At 66.9% G+C, this 18,013-nt stretch carries 17 protein-coding genes; 6 read left to right on the top strand and 11 right to left on the bottom strand.

The features are described from left to right. Window positions 1–151: 151 nt before the first annotated feature. The 4 genes from glp to AB4850_RS23945 all read left to right on the top strand — a co-directional run bounded on the left by glp (window position 152) and on the right by AB4850_RS23945 (window position 3,513). Complete coding sequence (gene glp, locus AB4850_RS23960; protein WP_414445458.1) at window positions 152–1,420, top strand: gephyrin-like molybdotransferase Glp; 1,269 nt, start codon at window positions 152–154, stop codon at window positions 1,418–1,420. A 19-nt stretch (window positions 1,421–1,439) separates the two neighbouring features. After that, entirely contained in the window at window positions 1,440–1,697 is a 258-nt protein-coding gene (gene moaD, locus AB4850_RS23955) for a molybdopterin converting factor subunit 1 (protein WP_414445457.1), read from the top strand. Window positions 1,698–1,706: 9 nt separating this feature from the next. Continuing rightward, window positions 1,707–2,189, top strand: a complete 483-nt coding sequence (moaE, locus tag AB4850_RS23950) for a molybdopterin synthase catalytic subunit MoaE (RefSeq protein ID WP_414445456.1) — start codon at window positions 1,707–1,709, stop codon at window positions 2,187–2,189. A 97-nt stretch (window positions 2,190–2,286) separates the two neighbouring features. Beyond that, a complete protein-coding gene (locus AB4850_RS23945) occupies window positions 2,287–3,513 on the top strand; it encodes a J domain-containing protein (RefSeq protein WP_414445455.1) in 1,227 nt (408 codons plus the stop codon). Window positions 3,514–3,549: 36 nt separating this feature from the next. Here AB4850_RS23945 and AB4850_RS23940 read toward each other — a convergent pair whose 3' ends face one another. After that, window positions 3,550–4,119, bottom strand: a complete 570-nt coding sequence (locus AB4850_RS23940) for a group III truncated hemoglobin (RefSeq protein ID WP_414445454.1) — start codon at window positions 4,117–4,119, stop codon at window positions 3,550–3,552. A gap of 175 nt (window positions 4,120–4,294) precedes the next feature. Here AB4850_RS23940 and AB4850_RS23935 point away from each other — a divergent pair, with 175 nt between their 5' ends. Together AB4850_RS23935 and clpB are read left to right on the top strand one after the other, a co-directional pair. Continuing rightward, a complete protein-coding gene (locus AB4850_RS23935; RefSeq protein WP_414445453.1) occupies window positions 4,295–4,768 on the top strand; it encodes an Rrf2 family transcriptional regulator in 474 nt (157 codons plus the stop codon). Window positions 4,769–5,001: 233 nt separating this feature from the next. Continuing rightward, window positions 5,002–7,599, top strand: coding sequence for an ATP-dependent chaperone ClpB (gene clpB, locus AB4850_RS23930; protein WP_414445452.1), 2,598 nt, complete (start codon window positions 5,002–5,004; stop codon window positions 7,597–7,599). A gap of 96 nt (window positions 7,600–7,695) precedes the next feature. Here clpB and AB4850_RS23925 read toward each other — a convergent pair whose 3' ends face one another. The 10 genes from AB4850_RS23925 to trxA all read right to left on the bottom strand — a co-directional run bounded on the left by AB4850_RS23925 (window position 7,696) and on the right by trxA (window position 17,815). Then, a complete protein-coding gene (locus AB4850_RS23925; protein WP_414445451.1) occupies window positions 7,696–8,124 on the bottom strand; it encodes a YidB family protein in 429 nt (142 codons plus the stop codon). Window positions 8,125–8,235: 111 nt separating this feature from the next. Continuing rightward, window positions 8,236–8,829, bottom strand: coding sequence for a ComEA family DNA-binding protein (locus AB4850_RS23920; RefSeq protein ID WP_414445450.1), 594 nt, complete (start codon window positions 8,827–8,829; stop codon window positions 8,236–8,238). 312 nt (window positions 8,830–9,141) lie between these two features. Beyond that, window positions 9,142–10,497 (bottom strand): MATE family efflux transporter, encoded by a 1,356-nt coding sequence (locus tag AB4850_RS23915; RefSeq protein WP_414445449.1) that lies wholly within the window; start codon window positions 10,495–10,497, stop codon window positions 9,142–9,144. Between the two features lie 2 nt (window positions 10,498–10,499). Next, window positions 10,500–12,263, bottom strand: a complete 1,764-nt coding sequence (locus AB4850_RS23910) for an ArnT family glycosyltransferase (RefSeq protein ID WP_414445448.1) — start codon at window positions 12,261–12,263, stop codon at window positions 10,500–10,502. A gap of 202 nt (window positions 12,264–12,465) precedes the next feature. Beyond that, window positions 12,466–12,726 carry a type B 50S ribosomal protein L31 gene (locus AB4850_RS23905; protein ID WP_414445447.1) on the bottom strand — a complete coding sequence of 87 codons (261 nt, stop codon included), beginning with the start codon at window positions 12,724–12,726 and terminating at the stop codon, window positions 12,466–12,468. A gap of 196 nt (window positions 12,727–12,922) precedes the next feature. Continuing rightward, entirely contained in the window at window positions 12,923–13,765 is an 843-nt protein-coding gene (locus AB4850_RS23900) for a zinc-dependent peptidase (protein ID WP_414445446.1), read from the bottom strand. 38 nt (window positions 13,766–13,803) lie between these two features. Beyond that, a complete protein-coding gene (locus AB4850_RS23895; protein WP_414445445.1) occupies window positions 13,804–15,360 on the bottom strand; it encodes an MFS transporter in 1,557 nt (518 codons plus the stop codon). Further along, window positions 15,357–15,860: a MerR family transcriptional regulator gene (locus tag AB4850_RS23890; protein ID WP_414445444.1), complete on the bottom strand. Its 504-nt coding sequence runs from the start codon at window positions 15,858–15,860 to the stop codon at window positions 15,357–15,359. Before AB4850_RS23890 ends, AB4850_RS23895 begins: the two co-directional genes overlap by 4 nt. A gap of 164 nt (window positions 15,861–16,024) precedes the next feature. Next, a complete protein-coding gene (rho, locus tag AB4850_RS23885) occupies window positions 16,025–17,287 on the bottom strand; it encodes a transcription termination factor Rho (protein ID WP_015875474.1) in 1,263 nt (420 codons plus the stop codon). A 201-nt stretch (window positions 17,288–17,488) separates the two neighbouring features. Further along, window positions 17,489–17,815, bottom strand: a complete 327-nt coding sequence (gene trxA, locus AB4850_RS23880) for a thioredoxin TrxA (RefSeq protein ID WP_414445443.1) — start codon at window positions 17,813–17,815, stop codon at window positions 17,489–17,491. Window positions 17,816–18,013: the final 198 nt, after the last annotated feature.

Below are 18,013 nucleotides of genomic sequence, written 5' to 3'. Positions count from 1 at the left end.
CGCCGCCGTGCGCCACGGCCGCGACGGTTCCACGCCGTCGCGGCCGTTTTCTTTGGGGCCGACGTCGTTCGCCGGACGTTGCGCGTTGAGCGCACAGCCGGCCGGCGCGCTCGCTACAATGTGGCTTCCGCTTTCCCCCACGATCACCGAGATGTCGAATCCCGCTCCCCAGGCTCCCCGCGCCCCGATGCTGTCGACCGCCGACGCGCTTGCCGCCTTGCTCGGCGCGGCCGTGCCGCTCACGGATGCCGAAACCGTGCCGACGCTCGATGCACTGGGCCGCGTGCTCGCGGCCGACGTGGTGTCGCCGCTCGACGTGCCGCCGATGGCGATCAGCGCGATGGACGGCTACGCCGTGCGCGTGGCCGACCTGACGCAGGGCGATCGCCGCCTGCCTGTCTCGCAGCGGATTCCGGCCGGCCATCCGGCCGCGCCGCTGGCGGCCGGCACCGCGGCGCGGATCTTCACGGGCGCGTCGGTGCCACCCGGCGCCGATGCCGTTGTCATGCAGGAGCAAGCCGCCCCAGCCGGCGACGAGGTCGATATCCTCCACACGCCGAAGGCCGGCGAATGGATCACCGCGCAGGGTGCCGACATCCGGCGCGGCGCCGTGATCCTGCCGGCCGGCACGCGGCTCGGGCCGCAGGCGCTCGGGTTGGCCGCCTCGGTGGGCTGCGCGAGCCTCGCGGTGCGGCGGCGCGTGAAGGTGGCGGTGTTCTTCACGGGTGACGAACTGACGATGCCGGGCGAGCCGCTCAAGCCCGGCGCGATCTACAACTCGAACCGTTTCACGCTGCGCGGCTTGCTGGCGCGCTTCGGCTGCGAGGTCAGCGATTTCGGCATCGTGCCCGATTCGCTCGACGCGACGCGCGCCACGCTGCGCGAGGCGGCCCGTGACCACGACCTGATCGTGACGAGCGGCGGCGTGTCCGTGGGCGACGAGGATCACGTCAAGCCGGCCGTCGAGGCCGAAGGCCGCCTGTCGCTGTGGCAGATCGCGATGAAGCCGGGCAAGCCGCTCGCCTACGGCGCGGTGCGCCGCGAGGGCGGGAGCGCGAGCGATGGGGCGCCGGCGGGCGAGGCGCATTTCATCGGCCTGCCCGGCAACCCGGTGTCGAGCTTCGTCACGTTCCTGCTGTTCGTGCGGCCGTTCCTGCTGCGGCTGGCCGGCGCGACGCAAGTGGCGCCGCGCGCGCTGTCGCTGCGCGCCGATTTCACGCAGCGCAGCGGCGATCGTCGCAACGAATTCCTGCGCGCGCGCGTCAACGACGCGGGTGGCCTCGATCTGTACCCGAACCAGAGTTCGGCCGTGCTGACCTCGACCGTCTGGGCCGATGGCCTGATCGACAATCCGCCGAACCACGCGATCAGCGCGGGCGAGACGGTCCGTTTCATTCCCTTTTCCGAATTGCTCGGCTGACGGCCGGGCTGCCTCACCAATGAACATCGAACTGAAATTCTTTGCCAGCGTGCGCGAGGCGCTCGGTGTCGCCAGCGAATCCGTGACGGTGCCGGACGGCATCGCGACCGTCGGCGACGTGCGCGGCTGGCTGCGCGCGCGCGGCGGCGTCTGGGCCGACACGCTGGCCGACGGCCGTGCGCTGCGCATGGCCTGCAATCATGTGATGACCGATGCCGGCACGCGTATCACCGACGGCTGCGAAGTCGCGTTTTTCCCGCCCGTGACGGGCGGCTGAGGAGGCGCGATGGCGACGGTACGCGTTCAGACCGAGGATTTCGACGTCAGCACCGAGCTGGCCGCGCTGCGCGCGCGCAACCCGAAGATCGGCGCGGTGGCCTGCTTCGTCGGCACCGTGCGCGATCTCAACGAAGGCGAAACGGTCGCCGCGATGGAGCTCGAGCACTATCCGGGCATGACCGAGAAGTCGCTGGAGGGGATCGCCGCCGAGGCGATCGCGCGCTGGCCCGGCATCGAGGTGGCGATCATCCATCGCGTGGGCCGGCTCGTGCCGCTCGACCAGATCGTGTTCGTGGCGACCGTCTCCGCGCATCGCGGCGAGGCGTTCGCGTCATGCGAGTTCGTGATGGATTACCTGAAGACCCAGGCGCCGTTCTGGAAGAAGGAAAGCACGCCGGCCGGCGAACGCTGGGTCGATGCGCGCAGCAGCGACGATGCGGCGCTCGCGCGCTGGGGCCGTCGCGACGGCGAACCGCGCGACGCGGGTTGATGCGCGCGGCATCGCCCGCTGGCGGATCGCGCCTCGACGGCGCGCCACGCGCCCGCTACCATCGCGGCTTTCCCGAATTCTCACGCCGTTTCCGCTCATGACCGACGCATCGTCCAGCGCCATCCTGTTGGTGCCCGCCACCGGCTCCGCCGGCCTGTCTGCCTCGCAACGCCAGTTCAACGCACTGACCCGCCAGGTCGCGGCGCGACGCGAGCGGCTGCGCGCGTGGGAAACGGTCTGGCCTGCGTTCCAGCAGCGCTACGTCGACGAATGGGTGCCGCTGGCCCGCGACGTGACGGCGCGCGAGACGGAGCTGGTGCGCCAGCTCGACGTGGCGTTCGACATGAAGGGGCTGACGCGTGCCGAGCGTGCGCTGGTGGCCGAATTGATCGTCCATTTCGTGAGGCCGCTGCTCGGCGGCGAGACGGATCGCGAATTGCGCGCGATCGTGGCGCGCCATCGCTTTCCGGGGCAGGCCGAGGGCGAGGCTCGTTCCGGCGGCTCGTCGCGGCGCGCGCGCTCGCGTTCGCGCGATCGGGCCGCGTCGGCGCCGGATGCGGATGCGCAGGCCGCCGAGCCGGAAGCCGAATCGGAAGCCGAATCGGAAGCCGAATCGGAAGAAGCGATGATGGCGCGGATTCAGGCCGAACTCGACGAGCAGGAAGCACGTGCGAACGCCCACGCCGAGGCCCGGCAGGCGCGTCAGAGCGAGCGCTCGGAGCGTCAGCGCGCGGCCAGGCGCAAAGTCGAATCCGCTGATGAAGAGGCTGCCTCGGGTCAGGGCGGCGAACGGCCGCAGGCCGATGAGGACGAAGCGGCCGCTGCCGCCAGCGGCGTGCCGGACTTGCCGCCCGCCCAGGTCAGCCGCTCGCTGCGCGACCTTTATCGCCGTCTCGCCAGCGCGCTGCATCCCGACCGCGAGCCCGATCCGGTCGAGCGCGAGCGCAAGACCGCGCTGATGCAGCGCCTGAACCGCGCTTACGACAAGCAGGATCTGCTGCAACTGCTCGAACTCGAACGCGATCTGGGGCCGGCCGACGCCGAACGGCTGGCCGGTGCCAGTGACGATCTGTTGCAACATTACAACGGCATGCTGAAGGCGCAACTGGGCTCGCTCGATCGCGAACTGCATCGCGTCGAGAACGACTTTCGGCATGGCTACGGGATCGGGGCATCCACGGTGCTGTCGCCCGACAACGCACTGCGCACGCTCGGCGACGATATCGCCGCGCTCCAACGGGCGCAGGCCGAACTGGCCGGTGATCTGCTGGCGTTCCGCGACATCGGTGCGCTCAAGGGCTGGCTGGACGGCTTCGTCGGCTAGGGCCGTGCCACCATTTCAAACCTCGAGCTTTGCGCCTCAGACATCCTCGTCCGCCGAACGGCCGATGATCCGGGCCGGAAACGGCTCGCCCCGCGGCCGTTCGGGCGGGGCGGGGTGCGCATCGTCGCCGTCGCGCACGCGTTTCGGCGAGATCGCATCGAGCAGCGCCTGCTGCTCGGCCGGAATCACGTAATCCCAGCCGAAGCGGCTCAATTGCAGGCTTTGTGCGATGCGCAGCGCCGGTTCCATGAAGCGCACGGCCGCGGCCGGCACATAGCGCGCATCGACCGTCTTGAGGAACAGCTTGAGCCAGCGGCTGAAATGCGCCGGTTCGAGGCCGTCGAGCGGCTGGTGCTTGGCCTGCACGTTGCCGCGATAGCCCTTGGTGCCGAGCACCAGGTTCGACCAGAACGCCTGCATTTTCGGCAGATGCTCGTCCCAGTGGCCGTCGAGTTTCGCGCCGAACACGGGGCCGAGCAGCGGGTCGGCACGCACCTGGTCGTAGAACGCATCGACCAGCTCGCGGATGTTGTCGGCGGTCGGTTCGGTGGCGCGCGGGGCCGGCGCGGAGGCGGCGTTCGAGGCCGAATCGTGGGAGAGCGTCATCGTCGGGCTGGGAATGAGGCCGGTACGGGGGCGTGATTTTGTCGCACAATAGCCCTCGGCCATCCAAAAAAGTGCTTCAAGGGCGCATATTATCCCGCGATTCCTGAGACGGTACGTTTGCCCATCGCAGCGTGCCGGATAGCCGGGCACTCCAACGACACGATCGATTTCGCTCATGAGACTGACCGACTACACGGATTATTCGCTGCGCGTGATGCTGTTTCTGGCGGTTCGCGGCGAAGGGCTGTCGACGATCCAGGAAATCTCGGATGCGTATGGGATTTCGAAAAATCACCTGATGAAAGTGGTGCAGCGGCTTGGCGAACTGGGCTGGGTGGAGACGGTGCGCGGCCGCAACGGCGGGCTGCGCGCGAGCGCACGCTCGTCGGCGCTGACGGTGGGCGAGGTGGTGCGCGCGAGCGAGAACGATTTCGCGCTGGTGGGCTGCTTCGGCGGCGCGAACGACGGCGTCGAGCACCGCTCCTGCGTGATCGAGCCGCACTGCCGGCTCAAGGGCGTGCTGGTTGCCGCCCGCGACGCGTTTTTCGCCGAACTCGACCGCCACACGATCGGCGAACTGGCGCAACCGGCCTCGCCGCTCGCCGCAGCACTCGGGATCGGCATACCGGTCGTCGTCGAGTCGGCCTGAGGCTTGCGTCGGCGCGACGCATCGGCGCGTTTTTTGCCCGAACCGGCCTGGCGCCAGCTTGCCGCCTGCCGACGCGCTGCCCCCACTGCAGGCATCGAGCCGGGCGCTCCGCCAATTAATTATCTGCGACATATCAATCGACTCGCGTCAAGGCACGTCTCTTGCTGTCGAGACGCTTGAAAGGCCGATATCCATCCTCATGTTGGTGCTATTCGAAAATTGGAGGTCTCTTCATGAGAATCGACAAGCTCACCACCAAGTTCCAGGAAGCCCTGGCCGACGCGCAGAGTCTCGCCGCGGGCCGTGACAATCAATACATCGAGCCGGCCCACGTGCTGGCCGCGCTGATCGCGCAGCAGGACGGCTCGGCGCGTTCGCTGATGTCGCGTGCCGGCGTGCACGTGCAGGCGCTGCAAGGCGCGCTGAACGAATCGATCTCGCGCCTGCCGCAAGTCACGGGCACCGGCGGCGAGATCCAGATCGGCCGCGAGCTGGCCGGCCTGCTGAACCAGGCCGACAAGGAAGCCCAAAAACTCAACGACAGCTTCATCGCCAGCGAAATGTTCCTGCTCGCGGTGGCCGACGACAAGGGCGACGCGGGCAAGCTCGCGCGCCAGCACGGCTTGACGCGCAAGGCCATCGAGGCAGCGATCGCGGCTGTGCGCGGCGGCTCGCAGGTGCATAGCGCCGACGCCGAAAGCCAGCGCGAGGCGCTCAAGAAATACACGGTCGACCTGACCGAGCGCGCCCGCTCGGGCAAGCTCGATCCGGTGATCGGCCGCGACGACGAAATCCGCCGCTCGATCCAGATCCTGCAACGCCGCACCAAGAACAACCCGGTGCTGATCGGCGAGCCGGGCGTGGGCAAGACGGCCATCGTCGAAGGGCTGGCGCAGCGCATCGTCAACGGCGAAGTGCCCGAGACGCTGAAGAACAAGCGCGTGCTGTCGCTCGACATGGCCGCGCTGCTGGCCGGCGCGAAATATCGCGGCGAATTCGAGGAGCGTTTGAAATCGGTGCTCAGCGACGTGGCCAAGGATGAAGGCCGCACCATCGTCTTCATCGACGAGATCCACACCATGGTGGGCGCGGGCAAGGCCGAGGGCGCGATGGATGCCGGCAACATGCTGAAGCCGGCGCTCTCGCGCGGCGAGCTGCATTGCATCGGCGCGACCACGCTCGACGAATACCGCAAGTACATCGAGAAGGACGCCGCGCTCGAACGCCGCTTCCAGAAGGTGATCGTCGACGAACCGAGCGTCGAGGCGACCATCGCGATCCTGCGCGGCCTGCAGGAAAAGTACGAGCTGCACCACGGCGTGGACATCACCGATCCGGCGATCGTTGCGGCGGCCGAACTGTCGCACCGCTACATCACCGACCGTTTCCTGCCGGACAAGGCCATCGATCTGATCGACGAGGCCGCCTCGAAGATCAAGATGGAAATCGATTCGAAGCCCGAATCGATGGACAAGCTCGACCGTCGCCTGATCCAGCTGAAGATCGAGCGCGAGGCCGTCAAGAAGGAGCAGGACGAGGCGTCGCAGAAGCGCTTCCAGCTGATCGAGGAAGAAATCGAGCGGCTCGGCCGTGAATATGCCGATCTCGAGGAAATCTGGATGGCCGAGAAGGCCGCGGTGCAGGGCAGCGCGCATCTGAAGGAAGAGATCGACCGCGTGCGCGCCGATATCGCCAAGCTGCAGCGCGAAGGCAAGCTCGAGAAAGTGGCCGAGCTGCAATACGGCAAGCTGCCGCAACTCGAAGCCCAACTGAAGCAGGTCACGCAGGCCGAGGAGCGCGAGCAGCAGAACCCGACCAAGCCGCGCCTGCTGCGCACGCAGGTCGGCTCGGAGGAAATCGCGGAAGTGGTGTCGCGTTCCACCGGCATTCCGGTGTCGCGCATGATGCAGGGCGAGCGCGAGAAGCTGCTTCATATCGAGGAAAAGCTGCATGAGCGCGTGATCGGCCAGGACGAGGCGATCAACGCCGTGTCCGATGCGATCCGCCGCTCGCGCGCCGGGCTGTCCGATCCGAACCGCCCGTATGGGTCGTTCCTGTTCCTCGGGCCGACGGGCGTCGGCAAGACCGAGCTGTGCAAGGCGCTGGCCGGCTTCCTGTTCGATTCGGAAGATCACCTGATCCGCATCGACATGAGCGAGTTCATGGAGAAGCACAGCGTCGCGCGGCTGATCGGCGCGCCGCCGGGTTATGTCGGCTACGAGGAAGGTGGCTATCTGACCGAAGCCGTGCGCCGCAAGCCGTACAGCGTGATCCTGCTCGACGAGATCGAGAAGGCGCACCCGGACGTGTTCAACGTGCTGCTGCAGGTGCTCGACGACGGCCGCATGACCGACGGGCAGGGCCGCACCGTGGATTTCAAGAACACGGTGATCGTGATGACCTCGAACCTCGGTTCGCAGGTGATCCAGTCGATGGCCGGCTCGCCGCAGGAGGCGGTCAAGGACGCGGTGTGGGAAGAGGTGAAGCTGCACTTCCGCCCCGAGTTCCTGAACCGGATCGACGACGTGGTGGTGTTCCATGCGCTCGACCGCAGCAACATCCAGTCGATCGCGAAGATCCAGCTCGAACGTCTGCGCGAGCGGCTCGCCAAGCTCGACATGCAGCTCGACGTGTCGGATGCGGCGCTCGACCAGATCGGCAAGGTCGGCTACGACCCGCTGTTCGGCGCGCGTCCGCTCAAGCGCGCGATTCAGCAGGAGATCGAAAATCCGGTCGCCAAGCTGATTCTCGGGGGCCGCTTCGGGCCGAAGGACGTGATTCCGGTCGACGTGCAGGATGGCGCGTTCGTGTTCGATCGCGTCGTGCACTGAGCCGGCTGCAACGGCGTGAAAAAACCCCGCCTCGGCGGGGTTTTTTGATGGGCGCGGCCGTTGCCGCCCCTGAGCGTGGGCCGGCGGCCGCCGGGCTCAGGCCGTCTTGCCGCCGCCGAACAGGCCTGCCAGTTGCGAGAGCGCGCCGAGCACATTCGAGCTGTCGACCTGGCCGTCCGCCGGCACTTCGCCGTTCGGCGTGGCGTGGTTGACCACGTGCGGCAGCACCTGCGCGAGCAGCCCCGAGGCGGCTGACGGATCGATGCCGACCTTGTTGGCCAGCGCCGTGACCGTGTCCGAACCGAGCACGTTCTGCAGCGTGTCGGGCGAGATCGGCTGGTTTTCGCCGTTGCCGACCCACGAGCCGATCACTTCGCCGGCGCCGCCCTGGCGAAACTTTTCGATCAGGCCGTTCAGGCCGCCGGGCTGGTTGTTGATGAATTCGAGCGCGGTTGCGAGCAGCGCGTTCTGGTTGCCGCCGTTCTGGCCGCCGAGCATGCCGCCTACGATATCGAACAGACCCATGATGTCCTCTCAGATGTTGCGTGTTTCCGGTTTCACGAACCGGCGTCGCGGTGGTCGGGCGACGCCGGATTGAACTTGCGGCCCGCCGCGTCGTGCGCGGCCGGCCGTCGATCAGGCGCCTGACGCGGCCGATGCGCTCTGACTCTTTTTCGCCTTGCGCGATTTCTTGGCCTTCGGCTCCGACGCACCGGCCGGGGCCGATGCGCCGGTTGCCGCGGCGGCGCTGGCGGCGGCTGCCGCCTTGTCTTTCTTCTTCGAGGCGCGCGTGGCCTTGGCCGGCTTGCCGTTGTCGGCCGGCGTGGTGGCGGCCGGTGCGGGCGACGGGGTGGGAGTGGCGGCCGTCGGGGCCGGCGCCGGTGCGCCGGTGCTGGTGCCGGCCTGCGTCTTGGTGGCGCGCTCCGGTGCGGGCGTGGCCTTCGCGCCGGTCGGCGGCGCGGACGAGCCGCCGATCGTCAACCCGGCTGTTTCCAGGTTCGCGACCGATTTCTGCCCCAAGCCCTTGACGCGGCTTGCCAGATCGTCGGCGCTCTTGAACGGCCCGTTCTTGGCCCGTTCGTCGATGATCGCCTTCGACTTCACCGGGCCGAGGCCCTTGACCGATTCGAGCGTGGCCTGATCGGCCGTGTTGACCTCGACGGCGGCCGCGATCGCGGTGCTCAGTGACAGCGACAACGCGACGAACAGCATCAGCAGCTTCTTCAGCATGACAAGGACTCCCCAGTTGAGCGGTGCAACCGCTGTTGGAACGGACAGACGATGGTGCGATGCAAAACGGCCGGGTGATGCGATCAAGCATAGGACACGCGCGCGCTTTTCGGAGCCGGCGCGCGCAGTGTTGCGCATTGCAGCGGCGGCTGTAAAGGGGGCGGGCGCCGGTTGTCTCGGTTTTGACGAAGTTTGACGTGGGCCGGAGATGGGCGGGAATACGATGGGACGGCAGGTTCGGGGAGGCGGCAGGCCGCTGGCGCGGTGTCGCGGAGCGCCCGGCGCGAAGGCTCGTGGCGCGGGGCGGCCCCGTCAGCTTTCGCCGCGCAGCCGCTGCCGGCTGATGTGATTCAGATAGGTCAGAAGCGCCGCGCCCGCGATCAGCAGGCTCGCGAAGTTCGCGCTCCAGAAGCCGCGCGCGCCCGTCAGCGGTGCGGGCACCCAGCCGCCGATATCGAAGCCGAGCAGGTAGCCACCGCCCACGCCCACGCCCCACAGCGCCACGGCGTAGATCACGGTCGGCACCACGGCCACCTTGTAGGCGCGCAGCACGAAGGCGGTGGTGACCTGGATCGCGTCGACGCAGTGGTAGAACGCCACGATCGTGACCAGCGGCAGCGCGGCGGCCATCACGTCCGGGTTCGGCGTATAGCCGTCGATGATCGCGTGGCGCAGCAGCAGCACCACGCACGCATAGCCGATCGCCGTCATGCCGGCGAACATCACGCCGCGCCGCGCGAGCCGCCGTGCCTCGTCCGGCCGGCCCGCGCCGAGCGCGCGCGCCACTAGCGTGGAGGCGGCGATGCCGATCGACAGCGGCGTCATGTAGAGCACCGCGCCGAGGTTGCCGGCGATCTGATGGCCCGCCAGCACCGTGGTGCCGAAATGCGAGATGAACAGCGCCATGAACGTGTACGAGGTCACTTCGATCAGGTACGACAGCCCCATCGGCAGCCCCAGCTTGAGCAGCGCCTTCTGGCGAGCCCAGGTCGGCGTGCAGAAACGCGCGAAGATGCCGAGCGGCGCGAACACGTCCAGGCGTGCCACCAGCGTGAACGCGATCAGCGCCAGCCCCCAGTTGATCAGCGTGCTGGCCAGCCCGCAGCCGGGGCCGCCGAGCGCCGGCACGCCGAGGCCGCCGAAGATGAACCAGATATTGAGCGGGATCTTCAGCGCGAGCGCGCCGATCTGCAGGATCATCGCGAGCCGCGGCTTGCCGGCCGCATTGGTGAGTGCGTTGTAGATCCGGAACATCAGGCTGGCCGGCAGCCCGAACGCGAGGATGCGCAGGTAATCGACAGTGCGGTCGTGCAGTGCGCTCGGCGTGTGTGCGAGGCGCAGCAACAGTTCGGGGGAATGCAGCAGCAGGAAGCCGGGCACGGCGAGCATCACGGCCAGCCACATCGCCTGCCGCACTTCCTCGCCGATTTCGTGGAAGCGCCGCGCGCCGAACAACTGCCCGGCGATCGGCTGCAGCGCCGACAGGATTCCGGTCAGGCCGATGTAGATCGACACGTAGATCGACGAGCCGAGGCCCAGCGCGGCCAGGTCGACGGCCGAATAGCGGCCGACCATCGCGGTGTCGATCACGCCGAACGCGATGATCGCAAGCTGGCCGATCAGCACCGGCCAGGCGAGGCCGGCGATCCGGCGGATGTCGGCCAGCATGGTCAATCGCGCGGCACGCGGGTGCCACGCGTGTAGCGGCGGCGGACCGGCGTCTGGGGCCGCTCGATGCGTTCGTAGAGGCGGAAGCGCTCGTCGCGGTCGGCCGCGCGGCGGCCTTCCCAGACCAGGCGCCAGACGTATTGCGATATCGAACTCGGCTCGCCGTAATCGGCCGGGTCCTGGCGCAGGATCACGTCGCAGTCGTCCGTGAACGAGAAATGCATGTCGCCGAAGTAGGCGAAGGTGGCGATCTGCGCATCACCGAGCCGCACCGGCGAAATGCACTCGTAGTCGGCCGGCAGGTGCGCGGCGATCTGCACGGCCACGTCGCGGTAGGTCCGGCTGTAGTTGACGAACGGCAGCCATAGCGTCATCAGCAGCACCCACATCAGCGTGGTGCCCGCGCCCGACAGCACCACGCTGCGCCACAGCACCTTCGGCTGACGCGAGATGCGCCAGCGCACCAGCGCGCACCAGCACAGCGTGGCGATCAGCGCACAGGCGAACGCCAGCACGTTGAAGCGCGATTCGTAGCCCGGCACGAGGCGGCCGAGGTTGCGCGCGAGCGGATGGGGGAAGCCCGTCAACGACGCGAGCCAGACCAGCCACACGAAGCTGCCGAGGATCGTGAAACTGAGCACCGCGAACCAGTCGAACGCGTTGATCGCGCCGCGCTTGAGCGTGGGCAGCGCGAACGTGGCCAGCACCGCGAGCGGCGGCAGCAGCAGCATGTAGACGCGGTTGGTTTCCTGGCTTTGCAGGATCACGAGCGCCACCAGCGGCACCGCCACGGCGACCGGAATCGCGATGTGCGGGCGGCGGCGCCAGCCCTTCCAGCTGACCCAGGCCCAGATCGCGAGCGGCCAGGCCGGCCAAGTGAAGAGCGGCAGGTTCTTGGCGGCGTACTTGAGCACCGTGGTGGGCGGCCCCGAGAAGCGCATCAGGCTGCCGTGCAGCCATTGGTCGAAGAACCATGACGCGTCGTCCGGATAGAACGACAGCGCGGCGAGCGGCCACAGCGCGAACAGCACGGCGGCAATCGGCAGCCCGACCAGCGCGAGATGGCGATGGCGCACCTCGGGCGTGATGGCGATCAGCACCACGGTGCCGACCAGCAGCGCGACGGTCAGCACCGGGTTGCCGGACAGCAGCAGCAGGCCCACCGCCACGCCCCACCACGCGGCGCCATGCAGCGGCTTGTCGGTCAGGCGCACGAGCCCGTACACGAACATCGCGATCCAGGCGAACTGGGCGAGCTGCGGGGTGGTTTCGTGGCCGCGCTCGGCCAGCCCGAAGCAGGCGAGCAGCACCAGCAGCGCGCCGTCGGCCAGCGTGCGGCCGTAGTCGCGCGGCTCGGGCTCGCCGCCGAACGCATATTTGAACGGCTGGACCTCGGCGCGGCGGCCGAGCAGGTAGGCGGTGTACCAGACGAACGCGCTGGCGACGCAGAACAGGATGCCGGTGGCGATCCGCGAGGCGTTGCTCGCCGAGATCCACGGGCCGAACGTCTGGATGCCGAGCGCGCCGAGCCAGTAGCCGAGCGGGCCGTCCGACGTGACGAACTTGCCGACCAGGTTCGGCAGCAGCCAGTCGTGCGCCGAGCCGCCCGCCATCGTCCACATCACGCCGAAGCCGGCTGCGTCCTCGTTTTTCCACGGGTCGCGCGCGAACAGGCCGAATCCCGCGTAGACGATGCAGAGCGTGAGCAGCAGCCAGCGCGGCAGCGCGCGCGTGGCGGAGGCGGTGAGACGAACGACGGGCTTCATGCAGTGAATGACTTGTTATGAGTGGGCGCCGGGCAGCGTCGCGAGGTGTCGCCGTTTTCCGGCATCCGGCATTGTAGACGTTGCGGGCAGCCGGTGCCGCAACGCGCGCGGCCTGCGCAGACGAAAAAAGGGCAGCCTGGGGCTGCCCTTTTTGTTGCGTGCCGAGCCGGCAAACTGCCGGCCCGTGTCGCGCGCGACTGGCTTACGCAGCCTTGCCGCTGGCGCGGACGCCGAACTTGTTGCGGAACTTCTCGACACGGCCTGCCGTGTCCATGATCTTTTGCTGGCCGGTGTAGAACGAGTGCGATTCCGACGACACTTCGATCTTGGCAAGCGGGTAGGTCTTGCCGTCGAGTTCGATGGTTTCGCGCGTCTGGATGGTCGAGCGCGTCACGAACTTGAAGCCGTTCGACATGTCTTGGAAGACCACATCGCGGTAATTCGGGTGAATGCCAGGTTTCATGATGTTTCCTGTAATGGAGCGGTAGCCAACCCGCCGCGTCGTCCTGTGAACCGGAACCGATGCCTGACGAGCCACTTGCCTAGGGTCGAAAAACGGCGATTATGCCAGAAAATCAGGCGGTTGGCGATTATTTGCAGCGCCTGTCGCGGCGGCGCGAAGCCGTGCCGGGCGGGCCTGCGGCGGCCATTTCCGGCCTTCAAACGGCCGGCAGGCCATCGAGTGCGCCGGTGCCGGCCGGGTCCTGTCGGTAATAGTGCGCGAGCAGCCGGTACAGCTCGGGAAATTCGGCCTCGAAGGCGGTCGGGCGCACGAACAGCGCCTCGCTGCAGACGGCGAAGAACTCCGACGGATGATCGGCCGCGTAGGGATCGATCAGCGAATTGCGCTCGAAGCGTGCCCAGGCGCGCTCGGGCACGGCGTCGACGCGATCGCAGAAGCGGTCGTACGCGTGATCGAACACGTTCTCCCAGCGCGCCGCGTCCAGATGCGGTGCATGCAGGCGGCGAAAGAGGGGCGGATGGCCATCGGTTTCGCCGCCGAGCATGTCGATCTTGTGAGCAAACTCGTGGATCACGACGTTATAGGCGTCGCTGCCGTCAGACATCTGCACGTCTTCCCACGACAGGATCACCGGGCCGCCTTGCCAGGCTTCGCCGCTCGCGTCGTGTTCGACTTCGTGCACCACGCCGTCCTCGTCCTCCACCGTCTTGCGGATCACGAACTCGCCCGGATACACCACCACGCCGACCCAGCCGCGATACAGGTCGAGGCCCAGGTTGAGCACCGGCAGGCAGGCCTGCACGGCGATGCCGACCGTCATCGCGTCGGTCAGTTCGAGCCCGTGCGCCGTGGAGAACGATTTCTCGGCGAGAAAGCCGCTCGTCATGTCGCGCAGCCGCGCGCGATCCGCGTCCGACAGCGTCGACAGGAACGGCAGGCGGGCGAGCGTGTCCGCCCACAGCGTGTCGGGAATCGGAAAGCTGCGCAGCGCGCGGTCGCGGCGGCGCGTGTCGAGCCACCGGGAAAGTCGGGAGAGCATCGGGTGCCAAGGGCGTGACGAAACACGCGCACGTTAGCTCAATCGATGGCTTTTTGCCAGGCGGCGATCACGCCGCCGCACAACGCCACGCCGGCCACGAACAGGAAGCCGTCGAGCGAGGTCAGGAATGCGGCCTGGCGCGCGATGGTCTGGCCGATGGTGGCGAGCGCGAGCGCATGCGCCTCGTTGGCCGCGTAGCCCGCGCCGGCGAAGCCGTGCGTCAGCGTATCGAGCGTCTGCACGAACATCGGATTGAACGGGTTGGCCTGCTCGAACAGGCGCTCGCGGTGCAGCGCATCGCGATGCTGTTCGACGATGATCACCGAGGCCGTGGCGAACGACAGCGTCAGTTGCTTGAAGATGTTCTTCAGGCGGTAGCTGTGCGTGTAGTCGTCGATCGAGAACACGCGGAACGTCAGGTTCGCCACCGGCAGCACGATGAACAGCAGTAACAGGCCGCGGATCAGCAGCGGCACGATCAGTTGCGCCTCGCCGACGGCCGGCGTCATGCGCGACATCGCGAACGCGGTGCCGGCCGCCAGCGCGAAGCCCGGCACGATCACCCATTTCTTGTGCGACACGTATTTCGCGTAACGCAGGTAGACGAACAGCGCGCTGGCCGCGATCAGCGAGGTGATGCCGGTCAGGCGCCCGGCGTTCTCGACCGGGTAGCCGAGCCCGGCCTCGAGAAAACGTGAGGTCAGATAGCTGAACGACGTGGTGATGTAGTAATAGAACACGTAGAGCAGCAGGCCGATCTGGAACGTGCGCTGGCGAAATGCCGACATCCGCACCAGCGGCGACGGATGGTTCCATTGCTGGCGCGCGAACCAGGCCAGCGAGACGAAGCCGGCCGCCGTCAGCAGGATCAGGAACGGCGACGACAAAAACAGTTGATAGCGCACTTGCTGCATGACGATCTGCAATGCGGCCTGCGCGAACGCGAAGATCACGTAAGGCCAGATATGCGTGTTGGTGCGCTCCTCGGGCGGCGCGTAACCGGAATCGGGCAGCGCGCCGAACGCGAGGGCGCCGAACCCCAGCGCCAGCGGCACCGTGCAGGCGAACAGCGCGCGCCACGTGAAATGCGCAACCAGTTCGCCGCCGACGATCGGCGCGAGCGAGGTGCCGAGCAGCAGCAGGATCAGGAACGCGCGCGTGGCCCGCGGCCGCTGCTGCGGCGTGTAGCTGATCTGGATCAGGATGCGGCAGGCACCCATGATCGGGCCGATGGAATAGCCTTGCAGGCCGCGCGCGAAGGCGAGTTGCAGCGAGGTATCGGCCAGCGTCGCGGCCACCGCGCCGGCCGCGTAGAACAGCATGCAGCCGCTGACGTAGCGGCGATGGCCGACGCGGTCGATCCACCATTGCTGCTGCAGGATGCCGAGCACCGCCGCCATCGCATAGCTGCTCGACGACCACACCAGCTCGTCGGGCGACGCGTTGATGCCGCCCGCGATATAGCTCGCGAAAAACGAAAAGATTGCGTTGTCGAAGTAATCGAGGCCGGTGACGAGTGCGATGACCCATGGGAACAGGTCGCCGCGCAAGGTGGCGAGGCTCCAGAACGCGGGGCGCGCGCCGTTGCCGTTCATGGGCGGGCCTTGCGGGGGCGGCCGAGTTTCGCGGCGGCCTGGCGCTTGACGATCAGGTCGTCGGGATTGTCGCCGGCGAGGCGGCGTTCGACGTAGTCGAGGTCGTGCCGCAGTTCGGCGCGAACCGCCTCGACTTCGCGCAGCTCGCGGCGGGCCGCCGTGATGCGCTCGTCGAGCTGCGCGATCTGCCCGGCGAGGTCGGCGTGGATGTCGCGCAGCGAATGGTCCGAGTAGCGGCGGCGCTCGTTGTCGCCGGCCGGCTCCAGCGGGCGCTTGAGCATTTCCGTGATGCCGTGCAGCGAGAAGCCGATCGCGCGCAATCGCAGGATGCGTGCGAAGCGGTCGAGATCGGCTTCGTCGTAAAGCCGGTAACGGCCTTCGCTGCGGCTTGGCGTCACCAGCCCGCGTTCTTCGTAGTACTTCAGCGTGCGCGGCGTGACGCCGAGACGCTCGGCGGCGTCGCGCACGGTCAACAGCGTGGAATCGGCGGGGCGGGGCATACGTGCGAGTCGACGTGATGGAATCGCACGGATTGTAGATCAACCTGTACGTTCACGTACAGGTTGAGGCAGGCAATGGATTGCTGCCCGAATCGGAGGAATCGTTTGAACCGGGCGTAAAAAAACCGCCTCGAAAGGCGGTTTTTCTTGCTGGCGCGTGCGGGTCAGCCGCCGCGGCGCATCAGATCGAAGAACTCGGAATTGCTCTTGGTCTGACGGATCTTGTCGAGCAGGAATTCCATCGCTTCGACCTCGTCCATGTCGTGGATGAACTTGCGCAGCACCCAGATCTTCTGAAGGATGTCGGCCTTGATCAGCATTTCCTCGCGGCGCGTGCCCGACTTGTTCAGGTTGATCGACGGGTAGACGCGCTTTTCCGCGAGACGGCGCTCGAGGTGCACTTCCATGTTGCCGGTGCCCTTGAACTCTTCGTAGATGACGTCGTCCATGCGGCTGCCGGTTTCGATCAGCGCCGTGCCGATGATGGTCAGTGAACCGCCTTCCTCGATGTTGCGGGCCGCGCCGAAGAAGCGCTTCGGGCGTTGCAGCGCGTTGGCGTCGACACCGCCCGTCAGCACCTTGCCCGAAGCCGGGATCACGGTGTTGTAGGCGCGGGCGAGACGCGTGATCGAGTCGAGCAGAATCACCACGTCGTGCTTCATTTCGACAAGGCGCTTGGCCTTCTCGATCACCATTTCGGCGACCTGCACGTGACGCGTGGCCGGTTCGTCGAACGTCGAGGCGATCACTTCGCCCGCCACCGAACGCTGCATTTCCGTCACTTCTTCCGGGCGCTCGTCGATCAGCAGTACAAACAGAATCACATCCGGGTGGTTCTGCTTGATCGCGTGCGCGATGTGCTGGAGCATGACCGTCTTGCCCGACTTCGGCGAGGCGACCAGCAGGCCGCGCTGGCCCTTGCCGATCGGCGCGATCATGTCGATGATGCGGCCCGTGACGTTTTCCTCGCCGCGCATTTCGCGCTCGAGCGACAGCGGCTTGTTCGGGTGCAGCGGCGTGAGGTTCTCGAACATGATCTTATGTTTCGAGGCCTCGGGCGGCTGCCCGTTGACCTTGTCGACCTTGACCAGTGCGAAATAGCGCTCGCCATCTTTCGGCGTACGCACTTCCCCTTCGATCGTGTCGCCGGTGTGCAGATTGAAGCGGCGGATCTGCGACGGGCTGATGTAGATGTCGTCCGTGCTCGCGAGGTACGACATTTCGGGCGAGCGCAGGAAGCCGAAGCCGTCCGGCAGGACTTCGAGCGTGCCGTCACCGAAGATCGTCTCGCCCGTCTTGGCGCGCTTTTTGAGAATGGCGAACATCAACTCCTGCTTGCGCAGGCGGTTCGCGTTTTCGATCTCCAGGCCATTGGCCATTTCGATCAATTCGGAGACGTGCAGAGACTTGAGCTCGGATAAATGCATACGGAGAACCCGCCAGGGAGGAGAGATGCAGAGAAAGAATATAGGGAGGGGGGCGAGCGGAAACGCTCTGAGACTTTTGCGTCGGATGGCGACGTCGATTCGAATTCTACCACACGCCGATTCGGGCTTGCCTTGCCGTTCGGCGCTCACACAAAGCGCCTGTTGCCGGTTGGCAACAGGCGCTTTGGAGAATACGGCTTTTTACAGGTGGCTGTCGAGGAATGCCGTCAGTTGCGACTTGGACAGCGCGCCAACCTTTTGAGCGGCGAGCACGCCATTCTTGAACAGGATCAGCGTCGGGATGCCTCGCACGCCGAACTTGGCGGGCGTTGCGGTGTTGTCGTCGACGTTGATCTTCGCGACATTCAGCTTGTCGCCATATTCCTTCGAGACATCGTCGAGAATCGGGGCAATCATCTTGCACGGGCCGCACCATTCGGCCCAGAAATCGAGCAGGACGGGCTTGTCGGATTTGATGACGTCTTGTTCGAACGACGCGTCGCTGATGTGTTTGATCAATTCGCTCATTGGGTCGATACCTCATTTGTTTCGGGGGGCTGCCTGCGGGCGCCGGTCGGGTGCGCCGGCCGCCGGTTCAGGCAGCTCCGCCCCGCGAAAATGGTGGCGTGAAGCGCTGCAAACCGTGGGCTCGCGGGTCACTCGGGCGTCATATTAGCCTAAATTGCTATCTGCCGTTGGCGGCGATAGTATCCGCTTCGCGAGTAG

Source organism: Burkholderia sp. 22PA0106 (assembly GCF_047497155.1).
Taxonomy (GTDB): domain Bacteria; phylum Pseudomonadota; class Gammaproteobacteria; order Burkholderiales; family Burkholderiaceae; genus Burkholderia.
This window is presented reverse-complemented; position numbering and strand designations above follow the sequence as displayed.

Coding starts and splice junctions, on each gene's coding strand:
- glp (WP_414445458.1), top strand. CDS start 152: ATGTCGAATCCCGCTCCCCAGGCTCCCCGCGCCCCGATGCTGTCGACC.
- moaD (WP_414445457.1), top strand. CDS start 1,440: ATGAACATCGAACTGAAATTCTTTGCCAGCGTGCGCGAGGCGCTCGGT.
- moaE (WP_414445456.1), top strand. CDS start 1,707: ATGGCGACGGTACGCGTTCAGACCGAGGATTTCGACGTCAGCACCGAG.
- AB4850_RS23945 (WP_414445455.1), top strand. CDS start 2,287: ATGACCGACGCATCGTCCAGCGCCATCCTGTTGGTGCCCGCCACCGGC.
- AB4850_RS23940 (WP_414445454.1), bottom strand. CDS start 4,119: ATGACGCTCTCCCACGATTCGGCCTCGAACGCCGCCTCCGCGCCGGCC.
- AB4850_RS23935 (WP_414445453.1), top strand. CDS start 4,295: ATGAGACTGACCGACTACACGGATTATTCGCTGCGCGTGATGCTGTTT.
- clpB (WP_414445452.1), top strand. CDS start 5,002: ATGAGAATCGACAAGCTCACCACCAAGTTCCAGGAAGCCCTGGCCGAC.
- AB4850_RS23925 (WP_414445451.1), bottom strand. CDS start 8,124: ATGGGTCTGTTCGATATCGTAGGCGGCATGCTCGGCGGCCAGAACGGC.
- AB4850_RS23920 (WP_414445450.1), bottom strand. CDS start 8,829: ATGCTGAAGAAGCTGCTGATGCTGTTCGTCGCGTTGTCGCTGTCACTG.
- AB4850_RS23915 (WP_414445449.1), bottom strand. CDS start 10,497: ATGCTGGCCGACATCCGCCGGATCGCCGGCCTCGCCTGGCCGGTGCTG.
- AB4850_RS23910 (WP_414445448.1), bottom strand. CDS start 12,263: ATGAAGCCCGTCGTTCGTCTCACCGCCTCCGCCACGCGCGCGCTGCCG.
- AB4850_RS23905 (WP_414445447.1), bottom strand. CDS start 12,726: ATGAAACCTGGCATTCACCCGAATTACCGCGATGTGGTCTTCCAAGAC.
- AB4850_RS23900 (WP_414445446.1), bottom strand. CDS start 13,765: ATGCTCTCCCGACTTTCCCGGTGGCTCGACACGCGCCGCCGCGACCGC.
- AB4850_RS23895 (WP_414445445.1), bottom strand. CDS start 15,360: ATGAACGGCAACGGCGCGCGCCCCGCGTTCTGGAGCCTCGCCACCTTG.
- AB4850_RS23890 (WP_414445444.1), bottom strand. CDS start 15,860: ATGCCCCGCCCCGCCGATTCCACGCTGTTGACCGTGCGCGACGCCGCC.
- rho (WP_015875474.1), bottom strand. CDS start 17,287: ATGCATTTATCCGAGCTCAAGTCTCTGCACGTCTCCGAATTGATCGAA.
- trxA (WP_414445443.1), bottom strand. CDS start 17,815: ATGAGCGAATTGATCAAACACATCAGCGACGCGTCGTTCGAACAAGAC.